Raw genomic sequence first — 25,915 nt, 5'->3', positions numbered from 1 at the left:
CAAGCCGGCTTTGGCCCTGCCGCCCATCCCGAACCGGATTCTCATGATGCCTGCCGCTCAATCTCTCGTCTCCACGCAGTGGCTTGGAGAACATCTGGGCGATGACGATCTGATCGTTCTCGAGGCCAGCGTCTACCTGGAGCCTGCGCGGGCGGACGGAACACGTGCCGAGTTCCGGAGCGGGCTCGACGATTACGAACGGCGCGGGCACATTCCGGGGGCGCGATTTGCCGACCTGTTCACGCAATTCTCCAATCCCACGGCGCCCTTCCCGTTCACCCGTCCCACGGCGGCCCAGTTCGCAACGGCGGCCAGCCGGCTCGGCATCTCGCGAACCTCGCACGTGGTCATCTATGACGATCTTGCCAACCAATGGGCAGCCCGCCTGTGGTGGGTCTTCCGCTCTTACGGGCATCCACGCGTGAGCGTGCTCGACGGCGGCCTGCGCAAGTACCGCGCCGAGGGTCGCCCCATGGAAAACGGCCTCTCGCCCTATGCCAGGGCGAACTACACGCTCCCGCTCCCGGCACCCACCGCGGCCACCACCCGCGATGTGCTCGACATCGTCGAGGGCCGGCGCTCGGGCCGGCTGGTCTGCCTGCTGCAGGAGGACGATTTTTCCGGACGCGTGTCGGGGCGGGCGCGGCCGGGCCATATTCCCGGCAGCACGAACCTCCCGTTCACGCAGCTGGTGGACGACACCGACAACACCCTGCGCCCGGCCGACGAGCTGCGCCGCCTGTTCGAGGCCCGCACCGCCCTCGACGGAGAGCTGGTGGTGACCTATTGCGGGGGCGGCGTTGCATCCGCGCTGGGGGCGCTCGCACTCTCTGTCATCGGCTACGAGAATACGCTCGAATATGACGGATCGCTTGCCGAGTGGACCGCGGATTCGACACGCCCCCTCAAGACCGGCAGGGACTGAAGTACGGCCAGCCAACCAGCCAGATTGGCAACGGGCCACGGAACCTGGAACACGCGTCCGATGCCCCGGGACGACGGCCGTCGCCTCCGCAACGGCCCGCCACCGCGTCGCGCCCGCAAAGACGCGGCCCAAGACGTCAACATCTCGCTCAATTCTACTGTGGGCCGCCCCCAAGACCAGCGCGCACGCCCCACTAAGTCCATACAATTCTTGGTGCATAACATGCCGGCATCAGGCATCAGGAATTGAGATTTGACAGCCGCGTGCGCGGGCGGGGAAATGCGCGGGCATGCAAAGAAGGAAAGCGTCCATGCTGATCGCGATCGTGCAGATTCCGGGCCTCCAGCGCAGCGCGGAAGAGGCCACCGCATCGGCACGGCTCTCGGCTCCGCTCTATGCCGGGCTCGACGGCCTGAAGCGCAAGTATTTCCTTAACGGAGATGCGGGCGGCGGCGGCGTTTACCTTTGGGAGACGCGCGAGCAGGCCGAGGCTTGGTACAACGAAGACTGGGCAAAGAAGGTAGAGGCGCGGTTTGGCGCCCGCCCGACGGTCACTTATTATGAGAATTACGTCGTCGTCGACAATGAGGCCGACGAGTTGCGCGTAAACGGCGCCAGCGAGCCTTTGCCCGAGCCTTCCCCCCGCTGAGGTCCTCCCTTCAGCGCCAGACAATGCCTTCCGGCGACGAAGCGGCAAGGTCGGCGAGGCGGGCCCGGATTTCGCGAATGAGCATCGCGAGCGGCTGCGAGCGAGGGCTGCCCGCCGGGAAGAGCAATTTCGGCTCCCATCGCAGATGCGGCACGAAGGGGCGCAAGATGATGGGGGGCTCCACCGCACCGCGCGCAGCCAGCGCATCGAGGATGGCGACGCCGGCGCCCAAGGCCACGAACGCGCAGATGGAGTTGCCGAGCGTGCATTCTCCGGCGAGATCATAGCCCACACCGTCCTGCTCGAAGGCCTGGGCGATCTGCTGGTGGAGGCGGGTGTTTTCCGGTGGCCCATAGATGATCTCCCCGACGAGGTCGCGCGGGCGTAGCTCGCGCCGCGCGACGAGGGGATGGCCGGGCGGGAGCAGGCAGACGATGGGGACCGCGGGCAGGTTCTCGTGATCGATGCCTGCGGTCTGCGGAGGGATGGCGGTGATGCCGAGGTGGCAGCGCCGCGTCGCCACCATGTCCAGGATTTCCGACGAACGTGTCACGGTGAGGCGCACGCGCAGTCCAGGGCGCGCCTCGCGCACGGCCGCAAGGGCGCGCGGCAGGCAGAGAACCCCGAACGCACCGGTGGCGGCAACGTGCAGCAGGCCTTCCCGCTTCTGGCGGATCGCCAGCGCCGCATGCTCCAGTTGCTGAAGACCGACGAAGCTGCGCTCGACCTCCGTGAAGAACGTAATCGCGTCGGTCGTGGCGCTGATGCCGCTGCCGCTGCGGATGAACAGGGCCAATTCCAGGGTCGCCTCGAGGTCGCGGATCAGCCGGCTCACGGCGGGCTGCGTGATGCCCATCATCTGCGCCGCGGTGGTCATGCTGCCGGTCTGGAAAACCAGGCGAAACGCTTCCACCTGGCGCGGGTTAATTCTCATCTTCGGCCATAACATTATCTTATGCAATGCGGCTGCAATGCATTGGACATTTGGGCTGGCGGTTTGTCAAACTTCCCGCGTCACTCGACAGCTGCCGTGGCCCGGCGCGCGCGGGAGGAAACGGGTCCGGAGGGGGAGTTATGGCGGCGGATGCCACCGAGGTGGTCGTCATAGGGAGCGGCTTCGGCGGCAGTGTCTCGGCGGCGCGACTGGCGGAGGGCGGGGCGAAGGTCACCGTCCTCGAACGCGGTCCCTGGTGGGACACGGTGCCCGTGCGCTCCATGGGCATCGCGAACCGGACTGCGTTTCCACGCGGCCTGAGCCTGTTCCGGCGGGCGCTGCGCGCGGTACACCATCCGCTGCTGCCGGGCGGCAGCCTGCGGATCAGCCGCAAGGGCCTGCTCGAGGTCTATGTCTCGCGCGGCATGGAGGTCATCTGCTCCTCCGGCGTCGGCGGGGGGAGCCACGTCTATTCCGCCCTGCATCGGCGTCCCGCGCGGCCCGATTTCTGGGACGGTCATTGCGACGGCCTGGACGAGGCGACAATGGCGCCCCACTACGCCGCATTCCTGGCCAGGGTCGGCTCGGCAAGGCCCGGCCTGTCCAACACCCCTCCGCATGGCGCGCTCAAGCTTTATGGCGATCATCCGCACTTCGCGCCGGTCGTCCCGAAGGACGAGGTGCGGGTCGGCTTCCTGTTTCCCCGCGACCCTGCGAACCCGCAATTGGTGACGACCGAGGCGGGCATCAGCCGCTGGGAGACCGACTACGGCAGCGGCGACCATGGCTTCCTCGGCGCGCCATCGGGCTCGAAGTCCACCATGGACTTCATCTATCTCGGACCGGCGCTCCGGCATGGGCTGGATGTCCGCCCGCTCAGCGAAGTGGTGGCGATCATCGCGCAACCCGGCGCGGCCCGCAGGTTTCGCATCGACTATGTGGACCACGCCGCCCGCCGGCGATCGGCCATCGAGGCGGACCACGTCTTCCTCGGCGCGGGCACGATGAACACGCTGCGGCTGCTGCTGCAGAGCCGGGACGTGCACGGTGGCCTCCGGGGCATGCCGCATCTCGGCCGGCGATTCAGCGGCAATGGCGACATCCGCGGCTTCTGGGACCTCAATACCCCCGATACGGACTACACCGAAGGCATTCCCAGCAAGGGGGCGATCCGCCTGCGCGACGAATCCCGGCCGCAGGTGGGCATCGGCCGCAACAACATGCCGAGCGTCGACGCCTATCCCTTCCCGCGCTTCGTCCGCCAGCGCCTCAAGCGCGGCATGGTCGTGAGCGGTATGGGTGAGGATGCCATGGACGGGACCGCCAGCATTGCGGGCGGGCGCTTCCGTATCGATTTCGATCCGGCGAACAGCCCCATCTACGGCCGCATCTACGAGGTCATGCAGGAGATGGCGCGCCTCTCCGGGCGCCCCGTCTATGCCGGCCGTCGACCCTCGACCGTCCATCCCATGGGAGGGGCGTGCCTGGGCCGCCTGGAAGCCGTCGGCGTGGTGGGCGCCGATGGCGAGGTCCACGGCGTGCCCGGCCTGCATGTGGTGGATGCCGCCGCCTTTCCCCGCCCGACAGCGGCGCCGCCCACCCTTAGCATTGGGGCCTGGGCCGAGAATGTAGCGGCGCGATTTCTCGCCAAAAACTGAAAAGATGATCTTGGACAAAGCGATAGCCAGACTTGGAGCAATTATTTAATTTTTTCGATAAAGATAATTGACAATAAACGCGGCCTGGGTTTTGTGGGCCATCACCATCGAGGGCGGCGCGCAAAGCAGCCGTCGCACAAGGAGACCGGATCCATGTCTGCCATGTTCAACCGCAGGATCGCGCTGGCGGCGATGGCCGCTTCGCTGCTCGCGCTTTCCGCGGGTCTTGCCCAGGCGCAGGAGGTGCTGCGCATCGGCGTCCTCGGCCCGCTGACCGGCCCCGGCGCCGCCTGGGGACTTGGCATGGACGGCGGGGTCAAGATCGCCGCGGAGGAGGTGAATGCGCGAGGCGGCCTCAAGGTCGGCGCCACCAGCTACAAGCTCGAGGTCATTTCCTACGACGACCAGTACAAGGCTGCAGAGGCGGTCACGGCGATCAACCGGCTGATCGGCCCCGACGATGTGCGCTTTGTCTTCGGCCCCATCGGCTCGGCCTCGCTCCTCGCCATCAAGCCGCTGACCGAGCGCGAGGGCGTGCTGTTGTTCACCGGGGCGTGGGCGGCGGATGTGCTGAAGGACAGCAAGTATATCTTCCGCGTCGGCCCGACCACGCAGGAATTCTCGCCCTCCACCGTTGCCTGGCTGAAAAAGAACAGGCCGAACCTGCAGCGCGTCGCTTTGGTCGCCGCCAATGACGAGACCGGCTGGAACAGCCAGAAGATCCAGAAGGCGGCGTACACGAAGGGCGGATTCGATGTGGTCGCGGCGGAATTCTTCGAGCGCAGCCAGAACGACTTCCGCGCCCTTCTGACCAAGGTCCTCGCGCAGAATCCGGACACCATCGAGCTCGACACCGCACCGCCGCGCACCGCGGGCCTCATCATCCGTCAGGCGCGCGAGCAGGGATACAAGGGCAGCTTCACAAAGTTCGGCGGCTATGACGTCGAGGAGATCGTGAAGGCGGCCGGCCCCGAATATGCGCAGGGCGTGGTGGGCACCACCATGGCCGCCCCCGGCACCGACACATGGAACCGCCTCGGCGCGCGCTTCGGCACGCTGCACAAGACCGAGATGAACGACTACGTGGTCATGTTCTACGACGCGGCCAACCTGCTCTTCTCGTCCTTGCAGAAGGCCGGCTCCACCAAGAGTGACGCCGTGGTCGCGGCCCTTGAGGCCAACACCCCGTTCCAGGGCTCGGTGGGGCCGCTGACCTGGGGTGGCAAGGCGGCCTACAGCGTGGATCACCAGATCTACCGCGCCGTCGTGATGGTCGAGATTCAGAACGGCAAGGGTGTCGTCATCGGCGAGGCCAAGCCGGACTGAGCGGGCGGATCATACAGGTCATGTTTCAGCAGTTTCTCGTGGTCGCCGGCCTTTCGTCGGCGACCTACATGTTGATCGCCCTTGGCTTCACGCTGATCTTCGGGATCATGCGCGTGGTCAACTTCGCGCATGGCGAGTTCCTGCTGATCGGGGCCTACGCGGTCTTCGTGGCCCAGCACCAGTTCGGCCTCGACTATCTGGTCGCCCTGCCTTTGGCGGCGCTGGTGGCCGGCGGCATCGGCGTCGTCGCAGAGCGCGCGCTGTTCCGGCGCTTCACCGGCGATGAGACCGGCGGCATGATCGTGGGGCTGGCTTTGGCCATCGCCATCAAGGGCGCCGTCACCATCCTGTTCGGCGTCGACAGCCAGCCCATCGCACGGCCGTTTTCCGGCTCGATCGAGGTCGCGGGGGCGTTCATTCCGCGCGACCAGCTGTTTGCCGCGGGCGTGGCGCTGGTGATGGTGGCCCTCATCTGGTGGCTCCTCAATCATTCCCGGCTCGGGCTGGCCATGCGGGCTGTGGCGCAGGCGCCCGAGGTGGCGCGACTGCAAGGCATCACGCCCTGGAAGACGTATCCGGTGGCGTTCGGCATCGGATGCGCGCTGGCCGGCTTGGCGGGGGCGCTGGTGGCGCCGATCTATGGCGCGGAGCCCAACATGGGCGAGGCGGCACTGATGAAGGCCTTCATCATCGTCGTGCTCGGCGGGCTCGGCTCCATCCCCGGCGCGTTAGTGGCCTCGTGCCTGCTGGCCACGATTGATTCCGGCATCTCCATTCTCTTCAACGCGACCATCGCCGCCCTGGTGTCCTTCGCGGCCGTGATCCTTGTCCTGCTGGTGCGGCCGGCAGGCCTCCTGGGGAGATCGTGATGCGCCCTTCCCGGATTGTCCTGGCCGCGATCGCGGCCGGGGTCGTCCTCGTGCCCTTTGCCGTGGATGGCCGCTTCGTCTGGCACATCGCGATCCTCATCGGCATCAAGTCGCTGCTGGCACTGAGCCTGCACCTGATGCTTCGCATCGGCCAGCTGTCGCTGGCCCAGGCGGGCTTCATGGGCATGGGCGCCTATGCCTCCGCCCTTCTGACGCGGGACGTGGGCACGCCCTTCCTCCTGGGAATGAGCGCGGGCATAGCCATCCCCGCTCTCGCGGCCTGGCTGATCGGCTCCGTCATCCTGAAGGTCCGCGGCGTGAATTTTGCCCTCCTCACCTTCGTGCTCGGCGAGGCCATCGTGCTGGTGTTCGTGGAGTTCGTCTTTCCCTTCGGCGGCAATAACGGGATCATGCGCATCCCTCCTGCCGCCATCCTGGGGTTCACCCTCCGCAGCCGGGAGAGCTTCTACGTGCTGGTGCTGGTCACGACGGCCGTGGCGCTGCTGGTGGTGCGTGCGATGCTGTCCGGCCAGCCGGGCCAGGTGCTGCGCGGGCTGGAGCGCAATGAGCCGCTGGTCCAGTCGCTGGGTATCGAAGCCCTGGCCTGGCGCCGCTTCGTCTTCACTGTCAGCGCCGGCATCGCTGGTGCCTCGGGCAGTCTCTATGCCCACTATATGGGCTACATCTCGCCCGAGGCCTTCAACGTCACCGCCACCATCAATGCGCTGGTGATGAATGTTGTCGGCGGGGTCGGGGCCATCCTTGGTCCCCTGGCGGGCGCCCTGCTGCTGGTGCCGCTTCCCGAACTCTTCCGCACGGCGCTCGGCTGGCAGCAATTCCTTTATGGCGTCTCCCTGCTGCTGCTCATGGTCTTCCTACCGCAGGGGCTGGCGGGTCTCGCGCGGAGGCTGAAATGAGCGCGGCGCAACTGCAGGTCCGCAACGTCTCGCGTAGCTTCGGCGGCATCCGGGCGGTGGAGGGGGTGTCGTTCGCGGTGGATCCGGGGCGCATCACCGGGCTGATCGGCCCCAACGGGGCGGGCAAGACGACACTCTTCAACCTCATCACCGGCGGTTTGCCCGCAGGCTCCGGCTCGATCCATTTCGATGGCCACGACATTTCCGGCTGGACGCCCGCCCGCATCGCCAAGGCAGGACTGGTGCGCAGTTTCCAGGCCGCGATGGTGCTGCCGGACATGACCGTGCGCCAGCATCTGGAGCAGGCCGTGCTCTTCCATGGCATCGGCACGCCGATGGCGCTGTTCGCCGGCCGGCGCCTGCGCGGCGCGCGCGAGGAGGCACGCGCGACCGCCGAGGATGTGCTGGCTTTCACCGGCCTCGGCGAGAATGCGGAGGACGTGGCCTCCACGCTGCCGTACGGCTTGCAGAAGATCCTCGGCGTCGCCATGGCGATCGCGACGCGCCCCCGGATGCTGCTGGCGGACGAGCCCGCCGCCGGCCTCAACGGGGCCGAGACGGCGCGGATGGAAGCCCTGTTCCGCGCCGTGCATGACACCCGCGGCATCGCGCTGGTGCTGATCGAGCACGACCTGCCGATGGTGATGCGGCTGTGCGACCGCATCATCGCGCTGTCGCAGGGGCGCCTGATCGCAGACGGGACGCCCGCGCAGGTCCGCCAGACGCCGGAATTCATCGAAGCCTATCTGGGGAGGGCCGCGGATGCGGCTTGAACTCCAGGAGGTCTCGATCCGGCACGGCGCCATTGCGGCAGTGCTCGGGGTCTCGCTCACCGTCGAATCCGGTACGGTGGCCGCGATCCTGGGAGCCAACGGTGCCGGCAAGTCCACCATCATGCGCGGCATCGCCGGCCTGGTGCCGCTCCACGCCGGACGCATCCTGATCGACGGGCGGGCGATCGAGAACCTGCCCACCGAGCAGCGGATCCGGGATGGCATCGCCCTGTCCCCCGAGGGACGGCGGCTGTTCCCGGAGATGAGCGTCCACGACAACCTTGTCTGCGGCGCCTATCTGCGGCGCGACCAGACGGGTGTGCGGGCCGATCTCGACAAGGTGTATGCGCTGTTCCCCCGCCTCGCCGAACGGCGCAACAGCCTGGGCCGCAACCTCTCCGGGGGCGAGCAGCAGATGGCGGCCATCGGCCGGGCGGTGATGGCGCGCCCCCGTCTGCTGCTGCTGGACGAGCCCTCTCTCGGTCTCGCTCCGGCGGTGATTCATGTGATGGCCAACGCCATCCGCCGCATCGCCGCCACCGGGGTGACGGTGCTGCTGGTGGAGCAGAATTCGCATCTGGCCCTGTCGCTTTCGAAAACCGGGCATGTGCTGGAAAGCGGCCGGCTGGTGCGTTCCGCGCCGGCCGCGGAACTCCTGGCCGACGCGGATCTGAAGCGCGCCTACCTGGGCGACGACCCGCTGGCGCTGGAATCCCTCGCCGCCAGCCCTCCCCCGGTCTGATGCCAATACGCGCGGAACCATCCATCCTGTGCACCCGCGAATGGCTCGCCACCCATCTGGGCGCCCCCGGCCTCCGGATCTTCGACTGCAGCGCCGAGATGCTGCCCCAGCCAGTCGGCCGCTCGCGGCTCGTCAGCGGTCGCTCGGACTGGGAGCGCGAACATGTCCCCGGCGCCCGCTATCTTTCCATGTTCCACGAGCTGTCAGCGCCGCAGGGAACCGTGCCCTACGGCCTTCCGGCGATGGAGCACGTCACGCATGCCATGCGCGCCCATGGCGTGAACGATGGCGACACCATCGTGCTTTATGGCAGCGGCTATCTCGGGCCCGTGGTCCGGACATGGTGGGTGCTCACCGCCTCCGGCGCGCACGACGTGCGTGTGCTGGATGGCGGTCTGGAGGGATGGCGCGAGGCTGGCCTGCCGCTGACCGCCGACGCCGGACCCGAGCCGGTGCCTGGAACCTTCACCGCCCGCCTGCGCCCCAGCCTGAGGGCCGACGCCCAGGAGGTCGCAGCCACGATGAATGATCCGCGCGGGGCTCTGGTGAACGCGCTCTCGCCGGAGCAGTTCTCGGGGCGCGGCGGCGCGCATTACGGCCGCCCGGGCCGCATTCCGGGCAGCGTGAGCGTGCCTTTCCGGGATCTGCTGCGTCGTGGGACGTCATGGTTTCGCAGCGCGGAGGAGATTCGCTGCATCTTCGCCTCCGCGGGCGTTCTCGAACGCCCGCGGATCATCAGCTATTGCGGCGGCGGCATCGCCGCCAGCGGCATCACGTTCGCTTTGCATCTGATCGGTCGTAGCGACGCGGCGCTCTATGACGGCTCGCTGACCGACTGGTCCGCGGATCCTTCGCGCCCGATGGTCACCGGCGAAGCGTGACGAGGGGAATTGATGATCGCGGCCGGGCCAGGAGAGGAAACGCATATGGAGTGTTGCCACTGCCATTCCCAGTGGGATTTCCGCAAGGAGCACGGCGCCGGGATACACCTGACGCCCCAGAAGACACTCGCGGCGCTGTCTCTCGTCCGCGAGGGCGGCATCCACGACATTAGCCACGACATCTATTACGGCGCGCCGATGATGCGGCCGAACCAAACGCCCTTCCTCATGTCCATGTTCGCCAGTTGGCGCGACACCATCAGTCGTCGCCGCAAGGCCGGTGTGCGCAACGAGGTCGGGACCAACCTCGAGCGCGTCGAGATGACCATGCACGTGGGCACCCATGTGGATGCGCTGGGGCATGCCTCGGTGGGCGCGCGCATGTTCGGCGGGCGAGATGCCGAGGAGGAGGTGACCAGTTGGGGGCTGGAGACGCTCGGCGCCGAACACATCCCGCCCATGGTGACGCGCGGCATTCTCTTTGACGTGGGCGGTGCAAACGGCCTCGCCGCGGGCGAGGTGGTGAGCGTCGACGACCTGGAGCGCGCGGCGGCGCGCGGCGGCTTCACCGTGGAGCCGGGCGACGTCGCCATGATCCGCACCGGCTGGGGCCGCCATTTCGAGACCGACAACGCGCGCTATCTGGAGGGCGAACCCGGCATCGATGTCGCGGCAGCCGAATGGTTGATCGCCCGTGGCGTGGTGGCGATCGGAGCGGACAACATGGCCGTGGAGGTGATGCCCAACCCGGACCTGGGGCTCCTGCTGCCGGTGCATCAGCTGGCGCTGGTGGAGCATGGCGTCTACCTGATCGAGAATCTGGCCCTTGAGAAGGTGGCTCAGGCCGGGCTGTTTGTGTCCTGCTTTGCCATGCTCGCCCCGCGTTTCCGAGGGGCAACAGCCGCCCCGGTGCGCCCCGTCCTGCTGCGGTGAGGGCCTGCGTCACACCGTAACCGGGTGCGTCTCATCATCTACGGCTTCGACAAAGACCAGCGCGACGGCGCCTGGAAGAAGCTGCTGACAGATAATGCCGAGCAGCTTAAGGGCATCGAGATCCTAGCCCGCGGGAATCCCGGCGACATCAGGCTGTGAGGCCCACCAAGCGGTCGCGGCAATCCCAGCTTTCCGTGCGCGCAGGAGCTGTTCCGCACCGGCCAGCTACCGGGGCGGTACGGCTTCAGGAGCTCCAGGTCGACGGTCATCGATCTGGCGGGAATTCAAGACGCACTTGAGCGGACGGGCCGGCCCGACACCTTGAATTTCGCGCCGCTGTAATGGGCGTCGAAAGCGAAGCGGGTCCGTTCAGGCTGAAGATGGAAGGCGTCGAGGATCACCGCGCGGAATGCGGCGCCGGCAAGCTGCCGATCGATATAGGCGGTGAAGACCGCGTCGCGCACATGGTAGACGACACGCCCACGCGGCCAGTCCTCATACTCGCCTACCAGCTTCAGCCTTTTCCGCAGCCCGGGCCAGAAATCATAGTGTGCGGTCGCCTCGGTTTTGAAGTCGCCATAGTCCTCCGCGTCCCGCCAGGGCGTCTGGCAGGTGAGAAGCTCGGGCCGGCCGGCCTGCATCACGAACCAGAAGATGCCGACGCATGGTGTTTGCTGCTGGCGTTCCGTCCCGCTCTCCCGCTTCTCATCGGGTCCATTGTTTCCGCCTGTCGGATCCATGGTCATCGTGCAACCTCCGTCAGGTCATCAGCGAGAGTAGTCATCGGCCTTGGGACTGGCCCGCCGAACCGGACACAGGCGGTAGAGAAGCGGCTCTCCCGTCGCGATCATCAGGCCACCTTTCCGCATCTGCACGGCTAGGGTGCCGAGATAGAGCGGCGCAATCTCGTACTTGATCGTTCCCCTCTCTCCCACGGAGTCGCAGTCGGTATCGATCACGCAGAAATACCCCTGGGCCGATATGCGCCGAATGCGGCAATGGATTTCGTATTGATGGATCTCCGACCTAGTGATCAGCATCGTGTCCTTGCTGTCCGGGTCATCGCAGCCGCCCTCCTGCCCGGAAGAGTAAAGCCCCGGCTGGATCGGCTCCAATTGCCGATTCAAGGCTGTGGCGGTGCACGGCACGAGGAGTGCGGCGCCGACGCCAAGGAACGTCGAAATACGAAGTGGGCGCCGGTGTCCTCTCGAACGCGCAGCCGAACCTCATCGAGGCAGCACTGCGGTTCCTGGACGGCGTAGAGAGCAGCGGCGAGGCTCGGGTGGAGAGCCAAACTCCATTCGTCTGAAGAAGCGGATAGGCCAAGACGGTACCCCGCAGCGCGAAGCGCCCATTACGGGCGGGAGGAAGATCACAAGCCGCGCGTCCATTTGCGCCGTACGCATACGACGAGGGCCGCGGGGCTAGGTGCCCGCGCGCGAGCGATGTTGGCGCTATGATGGTGCGGCGTGGGGGTCAGGCGGCCTGCTGATCGGCGGGCTTGTCGGCCTCTCGCAGATGCTTCCATTCCCAGGGCAGCAGTTCGTGCAGACGCGATGCGGGAAGATCGGCGATGCGGGCCAGGATATCGGCGAGCCAGGCTTTCGGATCGACATCGTTGAGGCGGGCCGTGGCGATGAGGGTGAGCATGACGGCGGCGCGATCGGCGCCACGCTGGGAGCCGGCAAAGGTCCAGTTCCGCCGTCCCAGGGCGATGCCCCGCAGCGCTCTTTCGGCGGCGTTGTTGCTGAGGCAGATCCTGCCATCCTCGAGGAAGCGGGCGAAGTCGGCCCAGCGCCTGAGCATGTAGTTGACCGGCTTCAGGACCTCGGCGGAGCGCGAGAGGGTTTCGCGTTCGCGGAGCAGCCAGGCCTGCATGTCGTCGAGAAGCGGTTTGCTCTTCTCCTGGCGCACAGCCCGCCGCTCGTCGGCGTTGCGCCCGTTGATGGAGCGCTCGATCTCGAACAACGCGTCGAGGCGCCTGACCGCCTCCAAGGCGATCGGGGAGACCGGTTTGCCCTTCTTGCCGTCACGAGTCTTTTTCGCGATATCGGCCAGCTCGAAGAAGCCACGCCGCGCATGAGCAAAGCAAAAGGCCGGCGTGATCGGTTGTTCCTTCCGCTGCGGATCGAACAGCGGCTCGAAGCCACCGTAAAAGTCGCACTGAAGGATGCCGGCGAACCCGGCCAGATGCTTCTGCGGGTGCTCTCCGCGTCGGTCGCCCGAGGCGTAATAGACCGCCGCCGGCGGCGCAGGTCGGCAGCGCCGCCAGGGCACTTGCGAGGTCTGAAGGAAGATCGTCAGCCTTCACCATCATAACGCCAGTGAATCAGATTTTACTCGCGATTTCAAAAGGTAAATGCTAGCCGACCCGGGTCGGCCGCCACGTTTCCTGAGGATTGCGCCAATCGATTCCGGACAGAAGATAGCCGAGTTGTGCCGTCGAGATCGTCACCGCTCCGTCCGCCGGGCTCGGCCACAGGAACCGGCCCCGTTCCAGCCGCTTCGTGAACAGACAGACGCCCTGGCCGTCATGCCAGATCACCTTCAAAAGATCGCCACGGCGCCCCCGAAAGCAGAACAGATGCCCGCTCAGCGGATCCCGGCGAAGCACTTCCTGCACCTGCAGCGACAGGCCCGGGAAGCCCCGGCGCATATCCGTGTAACCCGTCGCCAGCCAGACCCGGACGCCCGTCGGAACCGGGATCACGCAAGCCGCTCCAGCGCTTGCACGATCCGGAGCAGAGCCTCGACGTCGACATCTCGGTTCACGATCACACGCCGCCCGTTCGCCATCACGATCTCGATCCGGCCGCTGCCGTCCGCCGTCAGCGGGCCGGTCGCTGCCGCGATCTCCGGCACGATCACAGCCGGAACAAATCCTGCGCTCGAATCCCCTCTTGTCATCAGGGGCGGCAGGTAGGTGACGCGGAAAGCTCCTGCCGGCCCCGGCCGCCGAGCGGCGTCGATCATGGTTCGCCGGGCACAGCTCCGGCGCGGTCCCTCTCCGCTGCAACGGTTGGAGCGACTCCTGCCGAACGAGGCCTCAGAATCTCTGGTCTTACTGCCACCGATCCGCGACGTGCCAGCAAGCAGGCGCACCAATCCCGCCTGGCGATGGGTGCCGGTCTTCGCGAACACCCTTGAGCTGGACCCAGATGGTTTCCCCGGACGCGCCGAGGCTCGTCGCGACTTTCACCGGCTACTCAACGCAGCATGCATTTGGCCACTTGGCCTGAAGACGACGGTTACGCTTGACCAAATCAACCCCATCAGAGAAGTCTCTCAGACGCCGGCCGCGCCCACGGTCATGCCACCGCAGACGTAGAGCACTTGGCCCGTGACGAAGCCGCTACGGGCGTCCAACAGCCAGACCGCCGCGTGGGCCACGTCGTCCGGCGTTCCGAGCCGCCGAACCGGGACGGCGGCCACGATGGCCTGGGTGCGAGGTGAGTCGGGTGGGTTGGCACGTTCGAACAATTCGGTGCGGATCGGCCCCGGACCTACAGCATTAGCGGTGATGCCCAGCGGCCCCAGCTCCAGCGCCCAGACCCGCGTCATGCCGATCAGTCCTGCTTTGGTTGCCGCATAAGCTGTACGCAATTCCTTGCCCAGCGCGGCGCGCGAAGACAGGTTGACCACCCGGCCGAAGCCGGCAGCCTTCATACTTGGCAGTACCGCCTGCAGACACTGGAACGCGCAGCGCAAGTTCAAGGAGACAGCCAGATCGAACTCAGGCAGAGTCTGGTTCTCCACCGCTGCCGGCACCACCGTGCCGACATTATTGACCAAGCGGGTGATCGGCCCCCCCGAAAGCGCCAGGTTCAGGGCCCGCGCTGTATCCGCGGGATCGGATAGATCAGCCTGAATGGCGCCGGGCGAGTGGTCGACGGCACGGTCGATCACTACCGGATCCCACCCCTCCTGGCGGCAGCACGTCGCGATGGCTGCCCCGATGCCGGCGTTGCCGCCGGTGATCAATACCCGCTCACGGATTGCCGAACCGGAATTTATCATCGACGTAATCCCATGTTCAGCCTGATCGATGCAGTAAGTAAAAGACGCGATTTTATAGCTTACTTCCTAGGTATTAAAATCAGCGTCCGAATTTAGTAGTATCTGGTCGCCGTTTTTCCTTGAATGATTTATTAAGCTCCTCATGCTCGTCCGTTTGCAGATAGGTCGGCAGCATCAGATCATGAGCTACCCTTGCAAAGCCAGCAACGCCACCATGTCGCGCCAGGAAGGAGCTTTTGATTGCCGCTAGGGCATAAGGTCCGCGATCCGCGATCTCCAGCGCGATCTGTCGTGTGAACTCGCGGAGTTTGTCGTCGGGCACTACGTGGTTGATGAGACCCCACTCGAGCGCCTCTTGAGCCGTAAGCTTTGGGTTGCGGTACCACATCTCTTTCGCGCGCTTCTTGCCGACTAGGTCTTCCAGATACCAGGTTCCGTAACCCGCGTCGAAGCTTCCCATCATTGGGCCAACCTGTCGAAAGACAGCACTTTCCTTGGCAATGGTGATATCGCACACGACCTGAAGGACGTTACCGCCGCCGACGGCGAAGCCATTGACACAGGCGATTACCGGCTTTTGAAGCTTGTCGATTGCCTCGTACATCTCGACGGTTGGGATCGTACCCTCATACATCAACGTGTCGGGAAGCCCTTCCTTGCTGCCGCCAATGCAGAAAAACTTGTCCCCGGCGCCGGTGATGACCAGCACGCGGGTGCGCGTTTCCCGCCGGATCTCGTTGATGCAGTCGCGCACTTCAAGCGCCGTCTGCGATGTGAACATGTTCCCATCCTCGGGCCGATTCAATGTAATCATCGCGATGGGGCCGTCTTCACTGTAAATAATGTCTTGAAACTGTCTCATAATTACATTCTCTCTCGGCTTTATCCCGGCAGGAAGTGAAGATTGGCTTGTTGGCTGAATCGAAGCGAAGGCGGTTTTTCTCCCGCGAGACCGTCGGAGCAAGAACAATCATGCAACTCCGCTATCGGCCACGGTGGCCGCGATCGATATCAAGCAGCTTGAAGACGCCTCGCGCGATAGTGACAAGCTGGCCATCCCGGTCGCGCACATCGCCCTCACAGAAAACAATCGACCTCCCCCGCCGGATACAGCGTCCCTCGATCCATAGTTCGGATTTGGCTTCATTGAGGAAATGGGTTGCCAAATCGATTGTCACGACGCTGTAATTGAGCGGAGCGTGGCTCCGCGCCGCAGCACTTAGTGTGAAGTCAAGGACGCTCATTAATGCGCCGCCGTGGACTACGCCTCTGCTGTTTACAGTTTCTGTATTGAGCGGCAGACGAGTCGAGCAGATGTCTGGACCCATCGATACCGGCTCGAGGCCAATGTGCCGCATGAAGGGAACTTCGATGCCGAAATAATCGCTGTTGCGTTCCATGCGTGCTGTCATGCTTCCATGGCGGTCAAATTGGTCAATTCGTCGATCTGGATGACTACGGCAACTTACCGTGCCGTTGCCATCGTTCGAAAGTTCCGGAATCTACGTAATCGGCATAATCTGCAATTCGACTGAGAAGATTGAGTTGCAGACCTGCTGACGCGGCCAAATTTTCAGCCAAGTGCAGATCCTTGGCCAGGATCTTCATTAACGAACCGAAAGCATCAGGCGAGCGAGCCCAGGCGGCGTACTGATGCCGGCCTTCTTCGGCATCGACCGTTAGAAAGTTGCGCCCGGAACTCACGTTCAGGATCGGCGCGAGCTTCTCGAACGACACGCCTTGCCGTTCAGCGAGATCCATCACCTCTGCGGTCAGGAATTGGACCGCGATACAGATTGCGTTGTTTGCTACCTTGACCACTTCTGCGGAACCCAGATCACCGCACTCAAAGACGTTCTTCCCCATAACCCGCATCAACGGGCTAACGAGCTCGCAGTCTTCACGCTCGCCCCCCATCAGAATGGTCAGCGTCCCCTTTTGCGCCCCGACAATCCCGCCGCTGATCGGCGCGTCCATCACCCTGGCGCCGGCGGCGACAAGCGGACCTGCCACACGTTTGATGGTTTCAGGATGGGTCGTGCACATGATGCACACGACCGGGCTGTGTCCCGACGGAATGCCATGCAGGATGCCTTTCGGTCCGATCGTGGCATCGAATATCTGTTCGTCATTGGCGACGAGCACGATCACCACGTCCGCCGCGGCACACTCGGCAGCAGTGTTGGCTATGTTGGCGCCAACGCTGCGGAACCGATCCACCACGTCGGAATTCGGATCGCAAACCGTGAGTTGATAGCCGGCCTCCTTCACACGCATGGCCATGGGAGCGCCCATGCTCCCCGCGCCGATAAACGCCACCTTCGCGATGCTCATCTTATCTTTGCCCCGCCTGCGCTCTTAGGCCGTCTCGTCAACAGGCCGGCCCGATATACCCCCGTGCTGTCAAGCTCGCGTCTAGAATAGCAAGACGGATTCGGTCTTAGACTGCACAAATTCCGACGTTACGTTTGGCGCAAGTTTTCTGACGGCCAAACCTTTATCGGTTACATCGATCACAGCAAGATCTGTAATAATGCGATCGACAACCGCCTTACCGGTCAGCGGCAATGTGCACTCGTCCAGAATCTTAAATTCGCCAGTCCGCGTCGTGTGTTCCATGACGACAAGCACGCGGCGAACACCGGCTACCAAGTCCATGGCGCCGCCCATGCCCTTCACCATTTTTTTGGGGATCATCCAGTTTGCGAGATCCCCGGTGGCGCTCACCTGCATCGCTCCCAGGATCGTCAGATCGAGGTGCCCGCCACGAATCATCGCGAAAGACTCAGAGGAAGAGCAGATTGATCCACCGGGAACGATCGTGACCGTTTGCTTGCCAGCCTCGATCAGGTCCATATCCACTTCGTCCTCGAAGGGAAACGGGCCGATACCGATCAGGCCGTTCTCCGAGTGGAGCCACACCTTCGCTCCATCAGGAACGTGCTGCGCCACTTTCGTCGGCAGTCCGATCCCGAGATTCACATAATCCCCGTCTTGAAGCTCAAGCGCGGCAATGGCTGCCATTTCGTCATGTGTCCAAGCCATATCAAGCCTCCGGCTTCGGGCGCGGTCGCGCCGCGAGGCGCTCAACTCGCTTTTCCGGATTGGGGACGATCACGATCCGGTCCACGAAAATGCCCGAGAGATGTACGTCGTCGGGGTCAATACTTCCCGTGTCTACTAACTCCTCGGCCTCTACGATTGTCAGCTTTCCGGCCATCGCGATCTCGGGATTGAAATTACGCGCAGTGCGGGCAAAGCGAAGGTTTCCGTCATGATCGACAGTTTTTGCCTTAACCAACGAGATGTCCGCTTTCAGTGACGTCTCCATCACGTAAGAGGCGCCCTGGAAGTCCCGCACTTCCTTGTTTTCCGCAACGGGCGTCCCCACTCCGGTACGAGTGAAGAAGGCCGCGATACCCGCGCCGCCTGCTCTTAAGCGTTCGGCCAAAGTGCCTTGGGGATTGAACTCCAGCTCGAGTTCGCCGCTCAGGAATTGGCGCTCGAATTCCTTATTTTCTCCAACATAAGACGCGATCATCTTGCGGATCTGACGCGTGTGAAGGAGCAGGCCTAGGCCGAAATCGTCGACGCCGGCGTTATTACTGATACACGTTAGATTTTTGACGCCAGAGTCGCGCAGCGCTTCGATGAGCGAAGATGGGATTCCGCAAAGACCGAACCCACCGATCGCGACGATTTGCCCGTCGGCAACCACTCCGTTCATTGCGGACGCCGCGTTGTCGAATATCTTTTTCATAAGCCCAACAATGATGAGTGGAGGAGTATTGATAATTCGTACCGAATTACGGAATGCTCAGGACTGAGCGGATGGGATTTCTCTGGCGAGAGGTCCGTTGGTTGCATCACGCATGCTTCGATGTTGTGCTATTGTCCCAATGTGCGGCCGTCGAAGCAACTACGTGCGGCGCACAGTCTCTGTGCGCCAATGCACATTCGCAGCATATCATCAGGCTGATCTGAACCCAGAAAACTTGACCGTTTGGAGCTAGAGTTTCCCGCGCAGTCGCCCCTTGGCAGGGAGGAGCGGAAGACGATGGAGGCATCGAATTTTTCGGAGGCCCAGAAGGCGTTCGCCCTGCAGCAGGGGGCTGATGGGATGCCGGTGGCGGACATCTGACGCCGGGCCGGCATCAGGCAGGCCACCTATTTCAACGGGAAGAAGAAGTCGGAGGGCTGGCGCCGCTGGAGATGCGGCGGTTGAAGCAGCTTGAGAATGAGAACGCCAAGCTGCGGAAGCTGGTGGCCTGCCCGCATCCCATGCAGAGCATGAGGCAGCTGACTGCGGCAGGCGCCTTATTGAAACGCCATCTCACCAAGGCTTGCCTGACCGCGACGCCTACCGAGGCGTCGCGGTCGGCCTGCGCGATAGGCGAAGATGATCCTCGCTGCTATCGGCCTCAAATCCTGTGCATTGTCGCACAGAGGCTGTGCGTTTCGCGGGATTGCCTCCGATGCACACACAAGAAACACTCAACCGCATTGAAGCTACGCGGCGGAGGTTGCGGCCTGATCAAAAGCATCGACCTAAAGCGGCGCGCTTTGGGCATGCACGGCGCAGAATCGGTAGCCCTCTCCCCTTTCCGCTCCTCATTGAGCGGATCATGAGAAAGATATTCGACAATGCGGCGGCGGCGATGGGGGGAGTGGTTGTCTATGGACAAACCATTGCGATCGACGGATTAGACCTTTGCGGCGTTCCGTCCTTGATGATCGATGCGCTACGCGACGTAGGGGTGAAGAATCTAGCGTGCAAATGCGATCGACCCGGGACAGATCCGCGCCGACTTATTCAGCCGCGCCAACCCACCTGACACTCAGGCCATCGTGGCCGGCCTCCCGGTGCGCCGCCTCGGAAGCCTGGACGACGTGGCCCACTCGGTGACGTGGCGGCTGGATGCCTGCAGCAGTTTCGTCACGGGCTAGGTTCTCTATGTTTATGACAGCCTAATCGCCTAATCGCCGGCAAGGTCGTGTCTCAGGCGGGGCTTCTACGCTCTGCATCCAGCTGAATTGACGCGGAGCCACTGGAGCGAATAGCAATGCCTAGGAATAACGAGATCTTCGGAGCAGGTTCTTAATTTATGATCAAGCGAAAATAGGGCGAACAAATAAAAATAATACGTCGAATTATATCGAGGAAAATGCAACCAACGGAGAAGAGATTATGAACCAAATCGAGACCGCACGAACAAGCTTGCTCGCCTCCTTCATCGCCGCCTTGGCCTTCGTACCCGTTCCGGCCCTCGCCCAGGCGCCGGTGATGACCAAGGAAGCGCCGGCCGCTTCATCGCCCCTTCCATCTCCTACGCCGGGACAGTCCGCCGGCGCGCCAACGCCGAAGCAGGGCCTTCGCATCGGCATGCTGATCCCCCACCGCACCAATCCATTCTGGGTCGCCTTCGCTAAGTCGAGTCAGGAGGCGGCGAAGGCGCTTAACGTCGACCTGCGTATTGTCGATCACGAAAATCGTGAAGAAAAGCAAATCGACACGCTTCAGGGATTGATCGCTGGAGGTGTAGATGGCCTTATCGTTGTCCCGTACAATACTCAAATGGGACCGGCGATCCTCGACATGGCTGCCAAGAGCCAAATTCCCGTTACCATTGCAGACCGCTGGCCAGGTGTTGGTCCAGAATCCGGAAAATATATTGGTTTCGTCGGCACGAACGATGAGCAGGCTGGCTATAACATCGCTTCGGCACTGCTGCGGCAGGGCTGTACCAAGATCGTCGTGAACAACGGCGTGCGCGGCGTTTCCCTCTACCAAGCGCGCACCCGCGGCCGCACCAAAGCGACCACCGAACATCCCGAGGTGCAGATCCTGCGCGATGAGTATGCAAATAGCGTTCGCGCTGCGGGTGCCAACACAATGGAAGCTTGGCTAACGGCATTGCCCGGGCCGGAGTTCGACTGCCTTTACGGTGGCAATGACGACTGGGCCATGGGTGCTTGGAAGATCCTTTCTGATCGTGGAGTCGCAGATAAAGTCAAAATTGCTGGATTTGACGCGATTCCGGAAGTGATCGAAAAATTGAAGCAGGGCTCATTTTCTGTTTCGGCCGGTGGGAATTGGCATGAAGGTCCGCTGAGCGTCGTCCAAATGTACGACTACCTCCACGGGCTCAAGCCAGCCAAGCCGATTTCCCTGGTGAGCGTTGCCGTCGTGACCAAGGACAATGCCGCGAAATTCGAGGAAAAATTCTACAAGAATCCGACGGTCATGGACTGGAAGCAGCGCTCGCGTGTCTTCAATGCGGATGCACCAGCGGACTTCGTCGTCCAGGTCGACAAGCCGTGATCGGGCCGAAGAGGGCGAGCCAAGGGATAGTCTGCGCCTACCTTCCCATCCGAGATGGATTACGGATGTATGTCCATAGTCGGCAATCGGCATGGATATTCCGGGCCGGCTGGTGCCGGCCCGGAATATACACCAATAGGGGACAAATGTGATTACAATACAAGAAAGAATGGCCGGTAAGCTTGCCGGTGAAAAGCTGAAGCTCTCGTTTCGGGGGGGGATTCTCATTCCGCTGGTGTCTCTCCTTGTCATTGTCGTGATTTTCGGAGCGCTGGCCCCGACCCGCTTCCTCACCATCCCGAACGCGCAGGTCGTGCTCACCCAGGCCGCGGTGCTGGCCATCGTCGGTTTCGGTGTGACGCTGGTCATCATTTCCGGATCGATCGATCTTTCGGTCGGCTCGGTTGCTGCAGTCGCGGGGATCGTCGCCGCCCAGCTGGTCCCGCAGGTCGGGCCGATTCCGGCGCTCCTGCTCGGGGTGGCGATCGGCGGCGTCGCCGGCGCGGTCAACGGGCTGGTGTTCGTCTATCTACGGGTGCCCTCTTTCCTGGTCACTCTGGCGATGCTCACCACCGCCCGCGGCATCGCCTATCTCATCTCGGACGGAGAATCCTTCACCGTCTACGGAGTGCCGATTCTGGGCGATCTCGGCGCCTATCCCACAGTTGTGCTCATCGCCGCCGCGCTGCTGGCGCTGTTCTGGATACTCCTCAACAAGACGCAGATGGGCCTCTACATCCGGGCGCTCGGCGGCAGCGAGCATATCGCGCGGCTGGTGGGCTTGCCGCTCAATCGCATCAAGGTCAGCCTGTTCATGCTGTCGGGCCTTGCCGCCGGCCTCGGCGGTCTGGTGCTGGCCTCGCGTCAGGGTGCGGCCACTCCCAATCTCGGCACCTCGCTGGAGCTTGATGTGATCACCGCCGTGGTGTTGGGCGGCACGCCGCTTACCGGCTGCGTCGGCAACGTCACCAATACAGTGATCGGCGCTATTGCCATCAGCGCCTTGGCGAACGGGCTGATCATCATCGGCCTGACCAGCGACGTACAGATGATCGTCAAGGGCATGGTGCTGGTGTTGGCGATCCTCGTCGCGCTTGAGCGCTCGAAGATCGGGATCATCAAGTGAGGGGAGAGCGCGACATGATTCAGCAATCTACGGACGCCGCTCCCGTTGTCGAGTTGCGCAACATCGAGAAGCGCTACGGCCAGGTCTCGGCGCTGCGCGGCATGAGCCTCAATCTCCACAAGGGCGAGGCGGTCGGCATCGTCGGCGATAATGGCGCGGGAAAATCCACGCTGGTGAAGATCCTGTGCGGCGCGGTGCAGCCCACCTCGGGGGAGATACGGCTCAATGGAAAGCCGATCGGCTTCAATTCCCCGCACGAGGCCAGGCTGAGCGGGATCGAGATCGTATATCAGGATCTCGCCGTCATCGGCCATCTCACCATCACGCAGAACGTCTTTCTCGGCCGAGAGGAAACGAGGAGCTTCGCCGGCGTCAAGCTGCTCGACAATCGCAAGATGGACCGCATCACGCGCAAGCTGATTGCCGGGCTCGACCCAGGTCTGGAAAACCGCACGCGGGTCAGCGTCGACAGCCTCTCCGGTGGCCAGAAGCAGTCGGTGGCGGTGGCGCGGGCCATGGCTTTCGGGCCGAAGGTCATGATCCTCGACGAGCCGACGGCGGCGCTTTCGGTGGAGAAGATCGAGCGTATGCTGACACTGATCCGCACGTTGAAGGAATCCGGTCTCGCCGTAATTCTCATCAGCCACAGGCTCCAGGACATCATGACGGTGTGCGATCGCGTCGTGGTGATGAAATCCGGCGCGCTGGTGCGCGACCTCCACGTGTGCACCACCGATATAGACGAGATTGTGAAGCTGATGGTTTCCGGGGGCGAGATGGGAGCCGTCTCCGGGGCCCTTGGGAGCGCTCACCCCGAAGGGGCTTCCACGCGGTCTGGGTGAATCGAGTTGTGCCGAAATGGAATGTACCTGGAACAATCCGGTCGCAACTCCCTGCCGAGCGGAGAACGAACATGCCCAACGGACACGAACTGATTACGGAGTTTCCTATCAAGGAGAATATTCCCAGCGTTCTGGGAGTTTCGGGCCACGGAAATGCGGGACTGTTCGAGGCTCCATACAACGTGGAATCGAATATTTCGCTGGTCCCGGCCCGGTCCAAACAGACGTCCGCTCCTCATGGCAGATATTGATGGCGTCGCAGAGGATGCACCCGTCTTTTCATGCGATCACTGTCGATCGACGCATTTGCTAGGGAGCGGCCGGCCCGTGCTTAGATTGAGAATTCTTGAACCGCGTAACGAAACGCAGGGATGGTGATGGGACATCGATTCGAGGGCAAGATCGTTGTTGTTTCTGGCGGCAGCCGCGGCATCGGGCGCGCGATTGCGACGGCGTTTGCGGCCGAGGGCGCGCAGACCGTGCTGGTGGCGAAGTCGGAAGCCAACCTCAAGGCCGCTGCTGATGCGATTGCCGCGATTGGCGCGCCACGGCCCCAAGCTTGCGCAGTTGATCTGGCCCAGATGGAAGGTTGCGAGCACGCGTTTCGCCTGGTCACCGAGAAGCACGGCCGGTGTGACGTCCTCGTTAACTCGGCAGGCGCGACGCGGGCTGGTGCGTTCCTTACCCAGGGCGACGATGCTTGGCAGGATGGCTTTGCGCTGAAATTCTACTCATGTGTGCGACTGTCGCGGTTATTCTGGCCGCTGCTGAAGGCAGCGAAGGGGTACATTGTCAACATAGTCGGCGTTGCGGCGCGGGTGCCCGACCCTGAATTTCTGATCGGCGGGTCGGTGAATGCAGCGATGCACAATTTCACCAAGGGCCTTGCGGGACTGGGCAAGCGCGACGGCATCAACGTCAACGCAATCCTGCCGGGCCTCACCGAAACCGAACGCGTGGTCCAGCTCTTCCGACAGCGTGCGGAGAGTATGGGGATGACCGTCGATGACGTGCGCGCGGCGATGATCGCAAAGGACGGCCTGACACGCTTGTGCCAGCCTGAAGACGTCGCCGCGCTCGCGCTGTTTCTCGCATCCGACGAGGCTCGGCAGATCCAGGGCGCCGCCGTCGCCGTTGATGGTGGAGCGACGCCTGCGGTGTATTGACCCCACGACAGTTCAGGGAGGAGGCAATCATGAAAGCCTATGTGATTTCGAGCATCGATGTTCAGGATGCCGAGCGCTACGCTGAATACGCCGCGCTTGCACCACAAACCGTGGTCGCATTTGGTGGCCGCTACCTTGCGCGCAACGGCCTCAAGCATCCTCTCGAAGAGCAGGTGCCCGATAGTCGGGTCGTGTTGATGGAGTTTCCGTCGGTACAACACGCCAAAGCCTGGCACGCATCGCCCGCCTATCAGGCGATCATTGGTATCCGCCACAACGCCTCAACAGGGAGCATGTTCATCATCGAAGGGTGTGATCCGCCGGAAGCGACCTGACTTGGAAATCGGCCCACAGGTATCGGCGACGAGCTTCTCGGCATGCGGGAGAACATGAATTACCGAGAAGGTTGTGAACAACAACAGCAATGGGTGGTTGTCGGCAAGTATAGGTCTTTTCGATCAATTCCTATCGACAGGGGGATGGAAATGAGAGGTCAAATCAAAGGCAAGGTCGCGCTCGTTACCGGAGGGGCTTCAGGAATCGGTGAGGCTATCGTCCGGCGGTTCGTCGCCGAAGGCGTTTCAACAGCTTTCTCGGATATCGACGAGCAGAATGGACAGGCGCTGGAAGCCGAACTGAAGGAGGCTGGCCACAAGGTTCTCTTCTACGGGGGCCCCATGGACGTCGAGAGGGAGGCGGTGGGGTTCGTCGCGGCAGCTGTCCAGCTTTTTGGCCGTGTCGATATCCTCGTCAATAATGCTGGTATTCGTCTCTATCAGTCGGTTCTGGAAGCGACGGAGGAAAGCTGGGACAAGATTTTAGGCGTCAACATCAAGGGAGTGGCCTTCGTCTGCAAAGCCGCAATTCCGGCCATGAAGGAGGCTGGTGGCGGTGCGATCGTCAATATGTCCTCGATTCGAGCGACCATCGCCGGAGGCAATATGGTCCAATATGATACGTCGAAGGCTGCGATCGACGGCATGACACGCGCGCTCGCCTACGATCATGCCAAGGATAATATCCGTGTCAACGCAATTCTACCAGGATCAATCTTTACGCAGTTTCACGCGCGAAGAGCAATTTCTATCGGTAAAACAGTTGATGAATTTAAGAGGGCATTCGGTCAAGGCAGCATGCTTAAAAGACCAGGAATGCCGGAAGAAATCGCATCCGTTGCACTCTTCCTCTCTTCCGACGAGTCCTCCTACGTCACGGGCGCTTCGATCTATGTGGACGGGGGGCTGTCCGCGGTCGATCCCGATACTCTCACGACTTGGCTTCAGACCGGCAAGTGATAGAAAAATCGAACCGCGGCCAGCGCGCCGCGCTATCAACACTTTAAATAAATTAGGGCGGTAGGCGCTGATCGCGCAAGAGACGTCGAAGCGCGATCCGCACGCGGGCCACCTGATCGTGTTCCGGGGCCGCCGTGGCGACCTGGTGAAGATTCTCTGGCACGACGGACAGGGCATGTGCCTGTTCGCCAAGAGGCTGGAGCGGAGGCGGTTCCTCTGGCCGTCGACGGTCGACGGCACGGTGACGATCACGGCCGCGCAGCTCGGCTACCTGCTCGAAGGGATCGACTGGCGGATGCCGCAGCAGACCTGGCGGCCGACCGCGGCGGGATAAGATAAACCATTGCTTCGGCACTGCTTTGTGGCAGAATCATCGGCCTGATCGAAGCTCCCGATTTGCCCCAGGATTTGGCCGCTGACGTGAGCCCCTGATCCTCGTCCAGATTTAGGTAGAGTCCGTCGATCATGGAGACGGACGATGCGAGCCTCACGGTTCACAGAGGAACAGATCATAGGGATGCTGAAGGAGCAGGAGGCGGG

General features: G+C 63.0%; 30 protein-coding genes and 1 pseudogene. 19 read left to right on the top strand and 12 right to left on the bottom strand.

Going from position 1 to position 25,915, the window contains the following annotated elements; all coding sequences use genetic code 11:
- The first annotated feature begins 46 nt into the window (after positions 1–46).
- Positions 47–925, top strand: coding sequence for a sulfurtransferase (locus EJ105_RS25090; protein ID WP_250168481.1), 879 nt, complete (start codon positions 47–49; stop codon positions 923–925).
- A gap of 310 nt (positions 926–1,235) precedes the next feature.
- A complete protein-coding gene (locus EJ105_RS25085; protein ID WP_250168480.1) occupies positions 1,236–1,574 on the top strand; it encodes a monooxygenase in 339 nt (112 codons plus the stop codon).
- Between the two features lie 10 nt (positions 1,575–1,584).
- On the opposite strand, the gene EJ105_RS25080 is transcribed toward EJ105_RS25085, so the two are convergent.
- Positions 1,585–2,487 (bottom strand): LysR family transcriptional regulator, encoded by a 903-nt coding sequence (locus EJ105_RS25080; RefSeq protein WP_250168479.1) that lies wholly within the window; start codon positions 2,485–2,487, stop codon positions 1,585–1,587.
- A gap of 161 nt (positions 2,488–2,648) precedes the next feature.
- Between EJ105_RS25080 and EJ105_RS25075 the strand changes: the two genes are divergently transcribed.
- From EJ105_RS25075 to EJ105_RS27925, 9 genes are all read left to right on the top strand, one after another.
- Positions 2,649–4,166 (top strand): GMC oxidoreductase, encoded by a 1,518-nt coding sequence (locus tag EJ105_RS25075; RefSeq protein ID WP_250168478.1) that lies wholly within the window; start codon positions 2,649–2,651, stop codon positions 4,164–4,166.
- 153 nt (positions 4,167–4,319) lie between these two features.
- On the top strand, positions 4,320–5,492 hold the full coding sequence (locus EJ105_RS25070) for an ABC transporter substrate-binding protein (RefSeq protein ID WP_250168477.1): 1,173 nt from the start codon (positions 4,320–4,322) through the stop codon (positions 5,490–5,492).
- A 20-nt stretch (positions 5,493–5,512) separates the two neighbouring features.
- On the top strand, positions 5,513–6,361 hold the full coding sequence (locus tag EJ105_RS25065) for a branched-chain amino acid ABC transporter permease (protein WP_250168476.1): 849 nt from the start codon (positions 5,513–5,515) through the stop codon (positions 6,359–6,361).
- Complete coding sequence (locus EJ105_RS25060) at positions 6,361–7,278, top strand: branched-chain amino acid ABC transporter permease (RefSeq protein ID WP_250168475.1); 918 nt, start codon at positions 6,361–6,363, stop codon at positions 7,276–7,278. The genes EJ105_RS25065 and EJ105_RS25060 overlap by 1 nt, the downstream gene beginning before the upstream one ends.
- Positions 7,275–8,051, top strand: a complete 777-nt coding sequence (locus tag EJ105_RS25055) for an ABC transporter ATP-binding protein (protein WP_250168474.1) — start codon at positions 7,275–7,277, stop codon at positions 8,049–8,051. Before EJ105_RS25060 ends, EJ105_RS25055 begins: the two co-directional genes overlap by 4 nt.
- Positions 8,041–8,793, top strand: coding sequence for an ABC transporter ATP-binding protein (locus tag EJ105_RS25050; protein WP_250168473.1), 753 nt, complete (start codon positions 8,041–8,043; stop codon positions 8,791–8,793). The genes EJ105_RS25055 and EJ105_RS25050 overlap by 11 nt, the downstream gene beginning before the upstream one ends.
- Positions 8,793–9,674, top strand: coding sequence for a sulfurtransferase (locus tag EJ105_RS25045; protein ID WP_250168472.1), 882 nt, complete (start codon positions 8,793–8,795; stop codon positions 9,672–9,674). Before EJ105_RS25050 ends, EJ105_RS25045 begins: the two co-directional genes overlap by 1 nt.
- A gap of 45 nt (positions 9,675–9,719) precedes the next feature.
- Positions 9,720–10,607 carry a cyclase family protein gene (locus EJ105_RS25040; protein WP_250168471.1) on the top strand — a complete coding sequence of 296 codons (888 nt, stop codon included), beginning with the start codon at positions 9,720–9,722 and terminating at the stop codon, positions 10,605–10,607.
- A gap of 24 nt (positions 10,608–10,631) precedes the next feature.
- Complete coding sequence (locus EJ105_RS27925) at positions 10,632–10,766, top strand: hypothetical protein (RefSeq protein WP_284145640.1); 135 nt, start codon at positions 10,632–10,634, stop codon at positions 10,764–10,766.
- A 125-nt stretch (positions 10,767–10,891) separates the two neighbouring features.
- Here the strand turns inward: EJ105_RS27925 and EJ105_RS25035 are convergent, their stop codons facing one another.
- The 11 genes from EJ105_RS25035 to EJ105_RS24985 all read right to left on the bottom strand — a co-directional run bounded on the left by EJ105_RS25035 (position 10,892) and on the right by EJ105_RS24985 (position 18,384).
- Entirely contained in the window at positions 10,892–11,353 is a 462-nt protein-coding gene (locus tag EJ105_RS25035) for a hypothetical protein (RefSeq protein ID WP_250168470.1), read from the bottom strand.
- Between the two features lie 21 nt (positions 11,354–11,374).
- Positions 11,375–11,722: a hypothetical protein gene (locus tag EJ105_RS25030; RefSeq protein ID WP_250168469.1), complete on the bottom strand. Its 348-nt coding sequence runs from the start codon at positions 11,720–11,722 to the stop codon at positions 11,375–11,377.
- 361 nt (positions 11,723–12,083) lie between these two features.
- On the bottom strand, positions 12,084–12,911 hold the full coding sequence (tnpC, locus tag EJ105_RS25025) for an IS66 family transposase (RefSeq protein WP_394042882.1): 828 nt from the start codon (positions 12,909–12,911) through the stop codon (positions 12,084–12,086).
- Between the two features lie 58 nt (positions 12,912–12,969).
- Positions 12,970–13,317: an IS66 family insertion sequence element accessory protein TnpB gene (tnpB, locus tag EJ105_RS25020; protein WP_250168468.1), complete on the bottom strand. Its 348-nt coding sequence runs from the start codon at positions 13,315–13,317 to the stop codon at positions 12,970–12,972.
- Positions 13,314–13,580, bottom strand: a complete 267-nt coding sequence (locus tag EJ105_RS25015) for a hypothetical protein (protein ID WP_250168467.1) — start codon at positions 13,578–13,580, stop codon at positions 13,314–13,316. Before EJ105_RS25015 ends, tnpB (EJ105_RS25020) begins: the two co-directional genes overlap by 4 nt.
- Before the next feature lie 312 nt (positions 13,581–13,892).
- Positions 13,893–14,624 (bottom strand): SDR family oxidoreductase, encoded by a 732-nt coding sequence (locus EJ105_RS25010; protein WP_250168466.1) that lies wholly within the window; start codon positions 14,622–14,624, stop codon positions 13,893–13,895.
- A 79-nt stretch (positions 14,625–14,703) separates the two neighbouring features.
- Positions 14,704–15,438, bottom strand: coding sequence for an enoyl-CoA hydratase-related protein (locus tag EJ105_RS25005; RefSeq protein WP_284145642.1), 735 nt, complete (start codon positions 15,436–15,438; stop codon positions 14,704–14,706).
- A 169-nt stretch (positions 15,439–15,607) separates the two neighbouring features.
- Complete coding sequence (locus EJ105_RS25000; RefSeq protein ID WP_250168464.1) at positions 15,608–16,024, bottom strand: PaaI family thioesterase; 417 nt, start codon at positions 16,022–16,024, stop codon at positions 15,608–15,610.
- Between the two features lie 55 nt (positions 16,025–16,079).
- Positions 16,080–16,958 (bottom strand): NAD(P)-dependent oxidoreductase, encoded by an 879-nt coding sequence (locus EJ105_RS24995; RefSeq protein ID WP_250168463.1) that lies wholly within the window; start codon positions 16,956–16,958, stop codon positions 16,080–16,082.
- An 81-nt stretch (positions 16,959–17,039) separates the two neighbouring features.
- Complete coding sequence (locus EJ105_RS24990) at positions 17,040–17,669, bottom strand: 3-oxoacid CoA-transferase subunit B (protein ID WP_250168462.1); 630 nt, start codon at positions 17,667–17,669, stop codon at positions 17,040–17,042.
- Between the two features lies 1 nt (position 17,670).
- Positions 17,671–18,384, bottom strand: coding sequence for a CoA transferase subunit A (locus EJ105_RS24985; protein ID WP_250168461.1), 714 nt, complete (start codon positions 18,382–18,384; stop codon positions 17,671–17,673).
- A 297-nt stretch (positions 18,385–18,681) separates the two neighbouring features.
- Between EJ105_RS24985 and EJ105_RS24980 the strand changes: the two are divergent.
- The 8 genes and pseudogenes from EJ105_RS24980 to tnpB (EJ105_RS24945) form a co-directional block, all read left to right on the top strand.
- A pseudogene (locus EJ105_RS24980) lies at positions 18,682–18,893 on the top strand (transposase); the annotation flags it as partial.
- 919 nt (positions 18,894–19,812) lie between these two features.
- On the top strand, positions 19,813–20,946 hold the full coding sequence (locus EJ105_RS24975; protein WP_250168460.1) for a sugar ABC transporter substrate-binding protein: 1,134 nt from the start codon (positions 19,813–19,815) through the stop codon (positions 20,944–20,946).
- Between the two features lie 169 nt (positions 20,947–21,115).
- On the top strand, positions 21,116–22,072 hold the full coding sequence (locus EJ105_RS24970; protein WP_250168459.1) for an ABC transporter permease: 957 nt from the start codon (positions 21,116–21,118) through the stop codon (positions 22,070–22,072).
- Between the two features lie 14 nt (positions 22,073–22,086).
- Entirely contained in the window at positions 22,087–22,914 is an 828-nt protein-coding gene (locus tag EJ105_RS24965; RefSeq protein WP_250168458.1) for an ATP-binding cassette domain-containing protein, read from the top strand.
- 371 nt (positions 22,915–23,285) lie between these two features.
- Entirely contained in the window at positions 23,286–24,080 is a 795-nt protein-coding gene (locus EJ105_RS24960; protein WP_250168457.1) for an SDR family oxidoreductase, read from the top strand.
- Positions 24,081–24,109: 29 nt separating this feature from the next.
- Positions 24,110–24,415, top strand: coding sequence for a DUF1330 domain-containing protein (locus EJ105_RS24955; protein WP_250168456.1), 306 nt, complete (start codon positions 24,110–24,112; stop codon positions 24,413–24,415).
- Between the two features lie 42 nt (positions 24,416–24,457).
- Positions 24,458–25,375 carry an SDR family NAD(P)-dependent oxidoreductase gene (locus EJ105_RS24950; protein WP_250168455.1) on the top strand — a complete coding sequence of 306 codons (918 nt, stop codon included), beginning with the start codon at positions 24,458–24,460 and terminating at the stop codon, positions 25,373–25,375.
- A 67-nt stretch (positions 25,376–25,442) separates the two neighbouring features.
- Positions 25,443–25,709: an IS66 family insertion sequence element accessory protein TnpB gene (gene tnpB, locus EJ105_RS24945; protein WP_347881344.1), complete on the top strand. Its 267-nt coding sequence runs from the start codon at positions 25,443–25,445 to the stop codon at positions 25,707–25,709.
- Positions 25,710–25,915: the final 206 nt, after the last annotated feature.

The sequence above is a fragment of the Xanthobacter aminoxidans genome, assembly GCF_023571765.1.
In the GTDB taxonomy this organism is placed as follows: Bacteria; Pseudomonadota; Alphaproteobacteria; order Rhizobiales; family Xanthobacteraceae; genus Xanthobacter; species Xanthobacter aminoxidans.
Note: the sequence above shows the minus strand (reverse complement) of the source record. Positions and strands in the feature narration are given on the sequence as shown.